Annotated in this window: 14 protein-coding genes; 12 read left to right on the top strand and 2 right to left on the bottom strand. The window is 57.5% G+C overall.

All coding sequences use genetic code 11. The annotated features are described in order from the left end of the window. The first annotated feature begins 26 nt into the window (after positions 1–26). Positions 27–509 carry an SsrA-binding protein SmpB gene (gene smpB, locus ACQZ45_RS04240; protein WP_003512228.1) on the top strand — a complete coding sequence of 161 codons (483 nt, stop codon included), beginning with the start codon at positions 27–29 and terminating at the stop codon, positions 507–509. 159 nt (positions 510–668) lie between these two features. Here smpB and ACQZ45_RS04235 read toward each other — a convergent pair whose 3' ends face one another. Both ACQZ45_RS04235 and ACQZ45_RS04230 read right to left on the bottom strand, forming a co-directional pair. After that, positions 669–2,168: a globin-coupled sensor protein gene (locus tag ACQZ45_RS04235; RefSeq protein ID WP_113291438.1), complete on the bottom strand. Its 1,500-nt coding sequence runs from the start codon at positions 2,166–2,168 to the stop codon at positions 669–671. Between the two features lie 224 nt (positions 2,169–2,392). After that, positions 2,393–2,962, bottom strand: a complete 570-nt coding sequence (locus ACQZ45_RS04230) for a LabA-like NYN domain-containing protein (protein WP_013635795.1) — start codon at positions 2,960–2,962, stop codon at positions 2,393–2,395. 391 nt (positions 2,963–3,353) lie between these two features. Here ACQZ45_RS04230 and rpoZ point away from each other — a divergent pair, with 391 nt between their 5' ends. The 11 genes from rpoZ to recO all read left to right on the top strand — a co-directional run bounded on the left by rpoZ (position 3,354) and on the right by recO (position 12,854). Further along, complete coding sequence (rpoZ, locus tag ACQZ45_RS04225) at positions 3,354–3,746, top strand: DNA-directed RNA polymerase subunit omega (RefSeq protein WP_003512234.1); 393 nt, start codon at positions 3,354–3,356, stop codon at positions 3,744–3,746. Between the two features lie 132 nt (positions 3,747–3,878). Further along, positions 3,879–6,113 carry a RelA/SpoT family protein gene (locus ACQZ45_RS04220; protein ID WP_003512236.1) on the top strand — a complete coding sequence of 745 codons (2,235 nt, stop codon included), beginning with the start codon at positions 3,879–3,881 and terminating at the stop codon, positions 6,111–6,113. A gap of 196 nt (positions 6,114–6,309) precedes the next feature. Beyond that, a complete protein-coding gene (locus ACQZ45_RS04215) occupies positions 6,310–6,456 on the top strand; it encodes a hypothetical protein (protein WP_003496944.1) in 147 nt (48 codons plus the stop codon). Between the two features lie 446 nt (positions 6,457–6,902). Next, entirely contained in the window at positions 6,903–7,481 is a 579-nt protein-coding gene (locus ACQZ45_RS04210; protein ID WP_003512239.1) for a DUF2062 domain-containing protein, read from the top strand. Beyond that, positions 7,478–7,882, top strand: a complete 405-nt coding sequence (acpS, locus tag ACQZ45_RS04205) for a holo-ACP synthase (protein WP_003512241.1) — start codon at positions 7,478–7,480, stop codon at positions 7,880–7,882. The genes ACQZ45_RS04210 and acpS overlap by 4 nt, the downstream gene beginning before the upstream one ends. Positions 7,883–8,093: 211 nt before the next feature. Beyond that, the gene (gene lepB / locus ACQZ45_RS04200) at positions 8,094–8,840 is read left to right on the top strand and encodes a signal peptidase I (RefSeq protein WP_003512243.1); all 747 of its coding nucleotides are present in this window, start codon (positions 8,094–8,096) and stop codon (positions 8,838–8,840) included. Beyond that, entirely contained in the window at positions 8,837–9,550 is a 714-nt protein-coding gene (rnc, locus tag ACQZ45_RS04195) for a ribonuclease III (protein WP_003512245.1), read from the top strand. Before lepB ends, rnc begins: the two co-directional genes overlap by 4 nt. Before the next feature lie 83 nt (positions 9,551–9,633). Beyond that, positions 9,634–10,584: a GTPase Era gene (gene era / locus ACQZ45_RS04190; RefSeq protein WP_013635798.1), complete on the top strand. Its 951-nt coding sequence runs from the start codon at positions 9,634–9,636 to the stop codon at positions 10,582–10,584. Between the two features lie 182 nt (positions 10,585–10,766). After that, entirely contained in the window at positions 10,767–11,519 is a 753-nt protein-coding gene (locus ACQZ45_RS04185; RefSeq protein ID WP_448742183.1) for a Crp/Fnr family transcriptional regulator, read from the top strand. 136 nt (positions 11,520–11,655) lie between these two features. Further along, positions 11,656–12,033 carry a response regulator gene (locus ACQZ45_RS04180; RefSeq protein WP_025592901.1) on the top strand — a complete coding sequence of 126 codons (378 nt, stop codon included), beginning with the start codon at positions 11,656–11,658 and terminating at the stop codon, positions 12,031–12,033. A gap of 56 nt (positions 12,034–12,089) precedes the next feature. Then, entirely contained in the window at positions 12,090–12,854 is a 765-nt protein-coding gene (gene recO, locus ACQZ45_RS04175; protein ID WP_025592903.1) for a DNA repair protein RecO, read from the top strand. Positions 12,855–12,856: the final 2 nt, after the last annotated feature.

The following is a 12,856-nucleotide window of genomic DNA, read 5'->3' as shown; positions in this document are numbered from 1 at the left end:
TAAGAAAAACAAGGGATTGAAATATCATGGCCCCCAAAGGCAGCCAGCGCGTGGTGAACAAGATCGTTGCGGAAAACCGCAAGGCTCGTTTCAACTACGAAATCATCGACACCTATGAGGCGGGTTTGGTGCTGACCGGCACCGAGGTCAAGGCGCTGCGCGAAGGCAAGGCTAATATCGCCGAGTCCTACGCATCGGACGAGGGCGATGAAATCTGGCTCATCAATTCCCACCTGCCGGAATATCTGCAGGCCAACCGCTTCAACCACGAGCCGCGCCGCCGTCGCAAGTTGCTGCTGAACAAGCGCGAGATCAACCGTCTGCGCGCCGGCATCAACCGTGAAGGCATGACGCTGGTGCCGCTGAAGGTCTATTTCAACGAAAAGGGCCGTGCGAAGCTGGAACTGGCACTGGCCAAGGGCAAGAAGCTACACGACAAGCGCGAGACGGAGAAGGAACGCGACTGGAACCGGCAGAAGTCGCGGCTGCTGAAGGGCAACAACGCCTAGAGCTCATCCCTCATTCCTGCACTTGTCGCAGGAATCAAGCCGCCGCGCGTCCGCGCGGCGAGAGAGTTCTTTTCAGCCCAAGGATTTGGTCTGGCTAGATTGCTGTGACAAGCACAGAAATGAGAGTGGGGATGCTTTCGCCTCTTGAATAGACAGCTCTCACGCCGCCCTATAAGTCCGCTCCACATAGGACGTGGACGCCGAAACACTGAACCGGCTGACCAGTGCCGCCAGATTGGCGCTGACATCGCTCAGATTATGCGTGGCCGCGTTGGTTTCTTCCACCATGGCCGCATTCTTCTGGGTCAGATTGTCCATGCTGTTGATGGCGGCGCTGATTTCCTGAATGCCGACGGACTGCTCCTGGGCCGCCTTGGTCAGTGAGGTGATATGTTCCTGAATATGATCCACCTTGTTGCCGATCGTATTCAGCGATTGCCCGGTTTTATTGACCAGCGATACGCCCTGCATCACATCCTCCGAGGATTTGGTGATGAGGGTCTTGATCTCCTTGGCGGCGTTGGCTGAACGCTGTGCCAGCTCGCGCACTTCCTGGGCGACGACGGCAAAACCCTTGCCAGCTTCACCGGCACGCGCGGCTTCCACACCGGCATTCAGCGCCAGAAGGTTCGTCTGGAACGAAATCTCGTCGATGACGGAAATGATCTGGGTGATCTTCTGCGACGATTCCTCGATGGCGCCCATCGCTTTTACCGCTTCCGTCACCACATCCCGTGACCGCGCCGCTTCGGCGGCCGAGCTTTCGACGATGGCCTTGGCTTCTTCGGAGCGCTGCGCCGAAAGCTTGGAAATGGTGGTGATTTCCTCCACGGCGGCGGCGGTTTCCTCAAGGGCTGCTGCCTGCTGCTCCGTTCTGCGGGCCATGTCGTCGGTAGCCGATGTCAGTTCGCGCGTATTGCCTGATATCTTGTTGGCTTCCTCGACGATCTGCGAGAACGCACCCGCGAGATTGCCGACCGCAGCGTTGAAATTGGCAATCAGACCCTCGAATTGCGGTGCAGTCTTTTCGTTGATGCTGGAGGTGAGGTCGCCATTCGCCAGCTTGTTCAGGGCGTTGTTGAGCAGTTCGAGAACGTGCTCCTGCTCCTTCTTCATCTGCGCCTGTTGTTCCTCGACCTTCAGCCGCTCGGCGGCAAGCACGTCGAGGTAGACGGAGATCGAATAGTCCATGTCGAGAAGGGCGGCCTTGATCGTTACCGTCAGGGCGTCGTTCAGCTTCTTGGCCTTCTTTTCCTGGAAAAGGCCCTTCAGTTCCGAATTGATAACGGCTTTGACGATGCCATCAAGCATCAGCGCGTAACCGCCAATATACCATCTCGGCTCCAGCCCCAGCCTTGCATGGGTACGGCCGATGGCCGTCACGGCATCGGTATAGTCCGAGTTGAAGGTGCCGGAGGCAATTCTTGCCCAGTGTTTCATCTGCATGCCTTTGGCATGCTGGACATGCGCGTCGCTTGCAAAGAATTTCGCCGTTTCCGGCACGGAGCGCGCCTTCGCATAAAACCGGTCGAGAGAGGCGTCGAGCGAGCCTGTAATGACGCCCTTCATGTCCGAAAGGTTTTGCCGTTGCTCCTGGCCAAGCCCCAGAAAATTAAGTCTTTCGTCGAGTTGTTGATTGGTTTTTACTTGGCCATGCATGTCTGAACATCCTGATTTGACACCGAAATCATGTCGTTGGTGCCGTTGGGTGATTTAGACACGTCTAAAATTAACCAAGATATAATTTTGACTGGCCGAATTTGATGTTTGTTAATTTTAAGAGGAATTTTCCGGCAGGAATACACGGTTGTGACGCCAAACAAAAACGCGCCCGCCTTGCAGACGGACGCGTTCTCATTAGGTCGGCGGCTTAAAAACCGGTATCAGATCGTCTCGGGGCTTTCGACGTGCCGGGCAGGGCGCTCGTTCGGGTCACGCCCGATTTCGGCCTTCAAGGTCATGAGATCAATGAAGTGATCTGCCTGCCTGCGCAGATCGTCGGCGATCATTGCGGGCTGCGTTGCCATGGTGGACACCACGGAAACCTTGCGGCCCTTGCGCTGAAGCGCGTCCACCAGCTTGGTGAAATCGCCGTCACCGGAAAACAGAACCAGATGATCGACGGTCTCTGACTGTTCCATGGCATCGACAGCAAGTTCGATATCCATGTTGCCTTTGATCTTGCGGCGACCGAGCGCGTCGGTGAATTCCTTCGCCGGCTTCGTCACGACCTTGTAGCCGTTATAATCCAGCCAGTCGATCAGAGGGCGGATCGAGGAATATTCCTGATCCTCGATCAATGCGGTGTAATAGTAGGCGCGCAGCAGGTATCCGCGCTTCTGAAACGCCTTAAGAAGCTTGCGATAGTCGATATCGAACCCCAGGCTTTTAGATGCTGCATAAAGATTGGCTCCATCTATAAAGAGCGCAATTTTCTCCCGTGGATCGAACATTCCATCCCATTCCTTTTTTGGAAAGGCCATTATCTGGCTTTTATTTCCGGTCGCAAATGCGAAAAATCATGTCGTATCAACGAATTTTGCGTAGCGCCGTTGCGTTTTAAGTAAGGTAACTTCACCCGTATTCCAAGACAATTCTTCTAGACATTTTGTTCATCAGACGCCAAACAAGGGCAATAAGGTGCCAAAAGACGCCAAAGACAGGAAAAACTTGAATTCCGCGGCCAATGGCTGTATCGGAAGCTGGAAGGCTTCGTCGCGAGGAATCCAAAGCGTTTTTCGCAAGGCACGAAGCGCAGATTCAATAGGTTAGAGCATCCCTTGTGCATCCTCAAGAAAGCACGGCGCTCTGATCCACGACATTACGACTCGCAAAGGACAGGCAATGGCCCGCGTCACAGTTGAAGATTGCATTGATAAAGTAGACAACCGTTTCGAGCTGGTCCTTCTCGCCAGCCACCGTGCGCGCCAGATTTCCCAGGGCTCGTCCATCACGGTTGACCGCGATAACGACAAGAACCCGGTCGTCGCTCTGCGCGAAATCGCCGACGAGATGCTTTCGCCCGACGACCTCAAGGAAGACCTCATCCATTCGCTGCAGAAGCATGTGGAAGTGGACGAGCCCGAGCCCGATCCGGTTACGCTGGCAGCCTCCGCTACTGCCGATGGCGAAGAGGACGACCAGCCGGAAACCGTTACTTTCGACCAGATGTCGGAAGAAGAACTGCTGGCCGGTATCGAAGGCCTTGTGCCGCCGGAAAAAAATGACGACTATTGATCTGACTTTATGACGCCATTGGCAGGCGGTGGTTACCGTCTGTCAATATTTGCCGTCATAATCTGATCCCTATTGATGCAGCATTGTGCGCCGACCCCAAGGTTGGCGCGCTTTCTTTTTGTGGAATATCGCATGATGCGGCAATACGAACTCGTTGAGCGGGTTCAAAAATATAAACCGGATGCGAATGAGGCCCTGCTGAACAAGGCCTATGTTTATGCAATGCAGAAACATGGCCAGCAAAAGCGGGCCAATGGCGACCCCTATATCTCGCATCCGCTGGAAGTTGCCGCCATCCTGACGGAAATGCATCTCGACGAATCGACCATCGCGGTGGCGCTGCTGCACGATACGATCGAGGACACCACCGCTACCCGCGCTGAAATCGACGAGCTGTTCGGCGAGGATATCGGCAGACTGGTGGAGGGGCTGACCAAGCTCAAGAAACTCGATCTCGTCACGCGCAAGGCCAAGCAGGCCGAAAACCTGCGCAAGCTACTGCTTGCCATTTCCGACGACGTGCGCGTTCTTCTGGTGAAGCTGGCCGACCGCCTGCACAACATGCGCACCATGGAATATATGCCGGCGGACAAACGCAGCCGCATTTCCGAAGAAACCATGGAAATCTATGCGCCGCTGGCCGGCCGCATGGGCATGCAGGACATGCGCGACGAGCTGGAGGACCTGTCCTTCCGTTACCTCAATCCGGAAGCCTATGAGACGGTGACCAACCGCCTTCAGGAACTCGAAACGCGCAACGAAGGGCTCATCAAGAAGATCGAGGACGAATTGCGCGAGCTACTCGTGGCGAATGGCCTTCTCGGCGCCAGCGTCAAGGGGCGTCAGAAGAAGCCCTATTCGGTGTTCCGCAAGATGCAGTCGAAATCGCTCTCTTTCGAGCAGCTGTCCGACGTCTACGGCTTCCGCATTCTGGTGGACGATATTCCCTCCTGCTACCGCGCACTCGGCATTGTCCACACCCGCTGGCGCGTGGTACCCGGTCGCTTCAAGGACTATATCTCCACGCCGAAGCAGAACGACTATCGTTCCATCCACACCACGATCGTTGGCCCTTCGCGCCAGCGTATCGAGTTGCAGCTGCGCACCAAGCGCATGCACGAAATCGCCGAATTCGGCATTGCCGCCCATGCGCTCTATAAGGACGGCGAAAACGGGGAGGGCGATCTGCTCTCGCCGGAGAGCAACGCCTACTCCTGGCTGCGCCACACCATCGAATCGCTGGCAGAAGGCGACAGCCCGGAAGAATTCCTCGAACACACCAAGCTGGAACTGTTCCAGGACCAGGTGTTCTGCTTCACGCCCAAGGGCAAGCTGATTGCGCTGCCGCGCGGCGCGACGCCCATCGATTTCGCCTATGCGGTACACACCAATATCGGTGACACCACGGTTGGCGCCAAGATCAACGGGCGGATCATGCCGCTCGTGACCCGGCTCAACAATGGCGACGAGGTGGAGATCATCCGCTCCGGCGTGCAGGTTCCGCCCGCTGCATGGGAAGAGGTGGTGGTGACGGGCAAAGCCCGCTCGGCCATCCGCCGCGCCACGCGCATGGCCATTCGCAAGCAATATTCGGGTCTCGGTTACCGTATTCTGGAGCGCACTTTCGAACGTGCCGGCAAGGCCTTCTCGCGTGACGCGCTGAAACCTGTGCTGCATCGCCTGGCGCAGAAGGATGTGGAAGACGCTATCGCCGCCGTCGGACGCGGCGAGGTCTCCTCGCTCGACGTGCTGCGTGCAGTCTATCCGGATTATCAGGACGAGCGCGTGACGGTGAAGATGACCGGCGACGACGGCTGGTTCAACATGCGCAGCGCTTCCGGTATGGTCTTCAAGATCCCCGGAAAGTCGCGCTCCGTTCTGGAAGACGATGGCGCAGCCGAAATGCTCGATGGACCGGACCCGCTGCCCATCCGTGGCCTTTCCGGCAATGTCGATGTGCATTTCGGTGCCGCCGGCGCCGTTCCGGGCGATCGCATCGTCGGCATCATGGAAAAAGGCAAGGGCATCACCATCTATCCCATTCAGGCGCCGGCGCTGCAGCGTTTCGACGATGAGCCGGAGCGCTGGATTGATGTCCGCTGGGATCTTGATGAGGCGAACAAGTCGCGCTTCATGGCGCGGGTGATGATCAACGCGCTGAACGAACCCGGCACGCTCGCCTCCGTGGCGCAATCAATCGCGACGCTGGATGTCAACATACGCGCCCTGAATATGGTCCGCATCGGCACGGATTTCTCCGAACTGGCGCTGGATGTCGAAGTCTGGGATTTGCGGCAACTCAACCAGCTGCTGTCGCAGCTGAAAGACCTCGATTGCGTATCCACAGTCAAACGTGCCTTCGATTGAGGCATTTTTGATCATTCGCGCATTCCAAAAGGCCGCTGTTATGCATTGGATGCATGGCAGCGGCCTTTTACTGTCTCTGGTCGCGCATGTGGTTTGCGACTATCTTCCTTTCAGAAATTGAAAACGGAAAACGCGGCGTGCCGGTGGTCCTACCCCGATGAGAAACGCCATTTCCAAACTGAAAGGACATGAAATCATGTTTACTCCGCTTCGCAAGATCGCCCGTGCAGTTCGTGGCAAGACGACCCAGGAACGCGAATTCGAATATCTCAGCGGCTCCGTGTCGAATGTCGACCTCGAGTTCCGCCAGCGCGAAATCGACCGCGGCCTGTTCCGCCGGTAATGCACTCAGCGCATGGCAGCCGTTCGCCATGCGTATGGGACTTGGAAGGCGGGTGACCGTTATCGGTCAGCTCCTTCTCGTGTCTCGTAAGGCTGTGTGAATGCGCGCTACGAACGGGCGTTCGCCGTTGTCCGGTCTAAATGATAGGACATGCTGCTTTTGAAACGAATTTGACGGCGAGAGGTGCTTGTTTCCTCGACGTCATCCTTGGCGCGTGCCAGGGATCTGGTAGCCTTGCATTCAATCAATCGATTGCAAATCCTCGGGACAAGCCTGAGGATGACGTCAGAGTATTCGGCAAGGTTCGTATACTCGGTTGTGCCACGTGGCGTGGGCGGAATTCCAGCTAACGGCCGGAATGACGGGGAAAATATGCCTGCAAAAGAAATCCCCGTGTCGTATACGATGCTCTTGGCTCAGCCGGGGCGATGAAATAGACTGCCCTCATGCCGTTTCGCCGCCGTGAACCCGTTGGTTTTTCAGAGAAGATTCGTGACCTCTTTTGGCCGCGCACGGGATTTACCCGTTCGCTGCGCTATATGAAGCTGCGTCTCCTGCGGTTGTCTGCGTCTCCGCATTCGATTGCCGCCGGTGTCGCGCTCGGTATCGGCGTGGCGTGGACACCGTTTCTCGGCGTGCATATCATTATCGCCATGGCGCTCGGTTTCCTCATGCGCGTCAATCTCGTTGCGGCAGCACTCGGCACCACCTTCGCCAATCCCCTGACATTTCCGTTCATCTGGGCGTCCACCTGGGAACTCGGGCATTTCCTGCTCGGACGACAGAAGGAGGCGGGGGTTGCGCATGTGGATTTCGTTGCGCTGTTCAGCCACCTCGAATTCCGGCAGATATGGAGGCCGGTGCTGGAACCCATGACCGTCGGTGCGCTTCTGCCCGCGGCCGTGAGCGCGGTGATCGCCTATATCACCGTCTACAGCCTCATCAGCGGTTTCCAGCGCCGCAAGATGGAAAATCTCGCGCATCGCGCCGCCAATAAAAACGCGTCTCTGGAGATGTTGAAATGATCCTTGGATTGGGCAGCGACCTGATCGATATCCGCCGCGTCGAACATTCGCTCACTCGTTTCGGTGAACGTTTCACGCACCGCTGTTTCACCGATATCGAGCGCGCCAAGTCCGATGGCCGCAAGAACCGCGCGGCATCCTACGCCAAGCGTTTCGCCGCCAAGGAAGCCTGCTCCAAGGCGCTCGGAACCGGCCTTGCGAACGGCGTTTTCTGGAAGGACATGGGGGTCGTCAATCTGCCGGGCGGCAAGCCAACCATGGCGCTCACCAACGGTGCCGCAGAAAGGCTGGCGGCCATGCTGCCCGCCGGTCACCGCGCCAATATCCATCTGACCATCACGGACGATTACCCTTACGCTCAGGCATTTGTGATTATCGAGGCGCTTCCCGTGAGCGACTGAGACCGGCGGCTGCCGCATTGGCGGCCTATTTGCAGGCGTATGACAGAAGCGCTTCCCTTCCGGCTGGAAAGGTTCTAGAGAAGTCGCAGAAATATGAAAGCGTCGCTGGCTGCGTGAAAAATTGCTTCACCCCGCCGCAGTCGCGAGCAACAACGGCCCGGACGCCTCCGTCAAATCGCAGGAACCGGTAAACAATCAGGCAGGTCTTTAAGTGTCCGAAAAAGCTGAAAAGAAGCAGAACGCCCTCTGGGAAAACGTCAAGGTCATCATTCAGGCGCTGCTGCTGGCCATGGTCATCCGCACCGTGCTGTTTCAGCCCTTCACGATCCCTTCAGGTTCGATGATGCCGACGCTGCTGGTAGGCGACTATCTTTTCGTCAACAAGTTCTCCTACGGCTATTCGAAATATTCGCTGCCCTTTTCGCCGAACCTGTTTTCCGGCCGTATCCTCGAATTCAGCAAGCCCAAGCGTGGCGATGTCGTGGTCTTCCGCCTGCCGCCCAATCCTGAAGTCGATTACATCAAGCGTCTCGTCGGCTTGCCCGGTGACCGCATCCAGGTGACGAACGGCGTGCTGTTCATCAACGGCCAGCCGGTTCCGAAGCAGCCTGATGGCACCTTCACCTCCGATTACCGTGCCGATCCGGGCGCCAATGTACCGGTGTTCCGCGAAACGCTCGATAATGGCGTCACCTTCGACACGCTCGACCAGTCGCCCGATTCGCGCGGCGACAACACTCGCGAATTCCTGGTGCCGGAAGGCCATTATTTCATGATGGGCGATAATCGCGACAACTCGCTCGACAGCCGTTTCGACGTCGGTTTCGTGCCGGAAGAAAACCTGATCGGCCGCGCCAGCGTCATCTTCTTCTCGCTGGGCAATGACACGCCGTTCAGCCGCATTTGGGACTGGCCGTCCAACATGCGCTGGGACCGTCTCTTCAAGGTTGTGGGATGAGCAAGACCAAGCCGCTGTCGATTGCGGAGATTTCCCGTCTCGAAGCGTTGATCGGATATGAATTCAAGGAAAAGGCCCGGCTCGACCGGGCCTTGACCCATGCGAGTGCCCGTTCCGCTGCGGCGGGCAATTACGAGCGGCTGGAGTTTTTGGGCGACCGCGTTCTCGGCCTTTGTGTTGCCGAACTGTTGTTCTCCACCTTCCGCAACGCCAGCGAAGGTGAGCTTTCTGTTCGCCTCAACCAGCTTGTCAGCGCCGAATCCTGCGCCGCTATCGGCGACGAAATGGGCCTGCATAATTTCATTCGCACCGGATCGGATGTGAAGAAGCTGACCGGCAAGGCGATGCTGAACGTGCGCGCCGATGTGGTCGAAAGCCTGATCGCCACTCTTTATCTGGATGGTGGTCTGGAGGCATCCCGCAAGTTCATTCTGAAATACTGGCAGGGCCGCGCAACGCGCGTGGATGCCGGACGGCGCGATGCCAAGACTGAATTGCAGGAATGGGCGCATGCCAGATTTGCGGTTACGCCCGCTTATCGGGTTGACGATCGCTCCGGACCGGATCACGATCCCAGCTTCACCGTGACGGTGGAAATTCCCGGCGTGAAGCCGGAAACCGGCGTCGAGCGTTCCAAGCGCGCAGCCGAACAGGTGGCAGCAACCAGATTGCTGGAACGCGAAGGCGTCTGGCAGAAAAGCTCCACCTAGAACTGAGCGCCCGAAAGATAGTGGCGCTAAAATCGAGCGCATGGCGAGCCTTGTGGCCGCATGTTGAATACCTCAGACCTTGAATGGATATCATGACCGATCACGAAAACCCCGCCGTTGCCGGCGAAGACATCGCCCTTCCGACCCGCTCCGGCTTCGTGGCCCTCATCGGCCCGACCAATGCCGGCAAGTCGACGCTGGTCAACAGGCTGGTGGGTGCAAAAGTTTCGATCGTCAGCCACAAGGTACAGACGACGCGCGCGGTGATGCGCGGCATCGCCATTCACAAAAATGCGCAGATTGTTTTCATGGACACGCCCGGCATCTTCAAGCCGCGCCGCAGGCTCGACCGCGCCATGGTCACCTCGGCCTGGGGCGGAGCGAAGGATGCGGATCTCATCCTGCTGCTGATCGACAGCGAACGCGGCCTGAAGGGTGACGCGGAAGCGATTCTCGAGGGGCTGAAGGATGTTCCGCAGAAGAAAATCCTCTGCCTTAACAAGATCGACCAGGTGAAGCGCGAAGACCTGCTGAAGCTTGCTGCCGCCGCCAATGAGCACGTGACCTTCGACCGGACCTTCATGATTTCGGCCACCAACGGTTCGGGCTGCGAAGACCTGATGGATTATCTGGTCGATACCCTGCCGGAAGGTCCGTGGTATTATCCGGAAGACCAGATTTCCGATCTGCCGATGCGCCAGCTCGCCGCCGAAATCACCCGCGAGAAGCTGTTCCTGCGTCTGCATCAGGAGCTTCCCTACGCCTCGCATGTCGAGACGGAGAAGTGGGAAGAGCGCAAGGACGGCTCCGTGCGCATCGAGCAGGTGATCTATGTCGAGCGCGACAGCCAGAAGAAGATCGCTCTCGGCAAGAACGGCGACGCGATCAAGGCGATCTCCACCGCCTCGCGCAAGGAACTGTCTGAAATCCTCGAACAGCCGGTCCACCTCTTCCTGTTCGTCAAGGTTCGCGAAAACTGGGGCGACGACCCCGAACGTTTCCGCGAAATGGGCCTGGAATTTCCGCGGGGATAAGGCACATCCGGTTCCTCCCACATTCCTGTGACAGGCACAGGAATGTGGATGTGCCGGCCGGAAACGGAACGGCACACAACGAACATTCTGAATATCTTCAACCTTTTATCGGGAACCGAATGCATTCGGGTGGGTTGTTCCAAAACGATTGGGCGCAACCTTTTTTTCGATGATGGATATTCATGTCGCCAAAAAACCCGAACGGAATTTCCACCACCCCGTGTCAGCACTGTCCCTTGCGCGACCTGCCGCATTTCAGGGACTTTTCCTCTTCCGAACTGGATTTCGTCTCCCGTTTCAAGACAGGGGAACTGGCGGTCGAAAGCGGTTCCGTCATTTTGATGGAAGGGTCGCACAGCGCCCATCTCTACACTGTCCTTCAAGGCTGGGCTTTCCGTTATAAAACACTGGAAGACGGCAGGCGGCAGATACTCAATTATGTCATGCCAGGCGATCTCGTCGGCCTGCAGGGCACGGTCATGGGGGAAATGCAGCATTCGGTGGAGGCGCTGTCGCCGGTGACACTGTGTGTCTTCGAGCGCTCGCGACTCAACAACCTCTTCACCGATCATCCGACCCTTGCCTATGACCTGACGTGGATTGCAGCAAGCGAGGAGCGCATGCTCGACAACCACTTGCTCAGCATTGGCCGGCGCACCGCGATCGAGCGTGCTGCCTACCTCATCGCGTTCCTTTACAGCAAGGCAAAGGCGGTTAATCTCGTGCAGGGTGAAACGCCGATCCCGGTAACCCAGCAGCATGTTGCCGATACGCTTGGCCTCTCCATCGTCCACACCAACAAGACCTTGAGAAAGCTTGTCGATCGCGGTCTGATTCGCTGGACGGACAAGGGCTGTCTGGTGCTGGACGATGCCGGACTGAGCCATGTTGCCGGTTGGCAAAACGATGAAAAGCGGCCAAGACCCTTCATCTGATCTTTTTTCGACATGTCTTTTTTAAATGACGTTGGGTCCGTAATTTGCGAACTCTGTCGACATGGCGCTTGAAAATCACATTGGCGACAGCGGCGCAAATCCGTCTGGTTCCCTTCACGTTGAAAGAAGAAGAAACATGGTGCCACAACGCTGCATCATCGTTGAAGATGAATATCTGGTGGCGCTTGACGTCGAGGCGGTTCTCCAGTCCATCGGCGTTGAAACCATCACGATTGCGACGACACTTGCGCAGGCACAGGACGCATTAGGGCGGGATGGCGCCGATTGCGTGCTTCTCGACGTCAGCCTTTCCGACGGCAAGAGTTACGATTTTGCCCGCCACCTTCGCGATCACGGAATTCCCTTCGGTTTCGTCAGCGGTTATGGCGACACGAGTGGTTTTCCCGAAGATCTCGTGCATGCGCCCTTGCTGGGCAAGCCTTTCGGTGAAAACGAAATCGCCGATTTCGTGACGACGCTCGTTGCTGCGGCGCGTGACACCGTAAAAGAATAACGTTTCGCCGTCAGATCGGTTATGATCGGGCTTGAATCGGAATTCGGACAGATTTCATGCAGTGGCAGGACGAGGCAATCATTCTCGGCGTAAAGCGTCATGGCGAGACCAGCGTCATCGCCGAGGTGATGACCCGTTTGCGCGGCCGCCATCTGGGTATGGTGCGCGGCGGGCGCTCCCGCAGCATGCAGCCGGTGCTGCAGGCGGGAAACCGGGTGGATGTGATCTGGCGGGCGCGGCTTGACGACCATCTCGGCGAATTCCGCATTGAGCCTTTGCAGTTGCGGGCAGCGCAATTGATGGAAACGGCAACCGCCGTTTATGGCGTGCAGGCCATGGGCGCGTTGCTGCGCCTTTTGCCGGAGCGTGACCCGCATCCGCATCTCTATCAGGCGCTCGACGTCATTCTCGACAATCTCCATGATCCGGTCGATGCAGGCGAATTGTTCGTACGGTTCGAGCTGGCGGTGCTGAACGATCTTGGTTTCGGTCTCGATCTCACGGAATGCGCGGCAACGGGCCTGCGCACCGATCTCATCTATGTATCGCCCAAAACGGGCAGGGCGGTCTGTAGTACGGCGGGGGCGCCCTATGCGGCGCGTATGCTTTCGCTTCCCGCTTTCCTGAGCGAAGGTCAGTCGAAGGCCGCCGATCGCGACAGCCTCGCGGCCGCCTTCCGTCTCACCGCCCATTTCCTCAACCGCCATGTTTATGATCCACGCGGCCTCAATGAAAACGCCGCCCGCGACGGTTTCGTGCAGGCGGCGTTGAAGGCACTGGAGCGCAAGGCGGTGCTGCCTGCGCTCGATAAGGCGGTATAGCC

It is taken from the genome of Agrobacterium sp. 16-2014-1-2a, assembly GCF_053522705.1.
This window is presented reverse-complemented; position numbering and strand designations above follow the sequence as displayed.

What these genes read in the sequence shown, in the direction of transcription:
- ACQZ45_RS04235 (WP_113291438.1), bottom strand. Translation starts at nt 2,168, where the DNA reads ATGCATGGCCAAGTAAAAACCAATCAACAACTCGACGAAAGACTTAAT.
- rnc (WP_003512245.1), top strand. Translation starts at nt 8,837, where the DNA reads ATGAGCAAGACCAAGCCGCTGTCGATTGCGGAGATTTCCCGTCTCGAA.
- ACQZ45_RS04215 (WP_003496944.1), top strand. Translation starts at nt 6,310, where the DNA reads ATGTTTACTCCGCTTCGCAAGATCGCCCGTGCAGTTCGTGGCAAGACG.
- ACQZ45_RS04180 (WP_025592901.1), top strand. Translation starts at nt 11,656, where the DNA reads ATGGTGCCACAACGCTGCATCATCGTTGAAGATGAATATCTGGTGGCG.
- smpB (WP_003512228.1), top strand. Translation starts at nt 27, where the DNA reads ATGGCCCCCAAAGGCAGCCAGCGCGTGGTGAACAAGATCGTTGCGGAA.
- ACQZ45_RS04210 (WP_003512239.1), top strand. Translation starts at nt 6,903, where the DNA reads ATGCCGTTTCGCCGCCGTGAACCCGTTGGTTTTTCAGAGAAGATTCGT.
- ACQZ45_RS04220 (WP_003512236.1), top strand. Translation starts at nt 3,879, where the DNA reads ATGATGCGGCAATACGAACTCGTTGAGCGGGTTCAAAAATATAAACCG.
- era (WP_013635798.1), top strand. Translation starts at nt 9,634, where the DNA reads ATGGATATCATGACCGATCACGAAAACCCCGCCGTTGCCGGCGAAGAC.
- ACQZ45_RS04230 (WP_013635795.1), bottom strand. Translation starts at nt 2,962, where the DNA reads ATGTTCGATCCACGGGAGAAAATTGCGCTCTTTATAGATGGAGCCAAT.
- recO (WP_025592903.1), top strand. Translation starts at nt 12,090, where the DNA reads ATGCAGTGGCAGGACGAGGCAATCATTCTCGGCGTAAAGCGTCATGGC.
- ACQZ45_RS04185 (WP_448742183.1), top strand. Translation starts at nt 10,767, where the DNA reads ATGTCGCCAAAAAACCCGAACGGAATTTCCACCACCCCGTGTCAGCAC.
- acpS (WP_003512241.1), top strand. Translation starts at nt 7,478, where the DNA reads ATGATCCTTGGATTGGGCAGCGACCTGATCGATATCCGCCGCGTCGAA.
- rpoZ (WP_003512234.1), top strand. Translation starts at nt 3,354, where the DNA reads ATGGCCCGCGTCACAGTTGAAGATTGCATTGATAAAGTAGACAACCGT.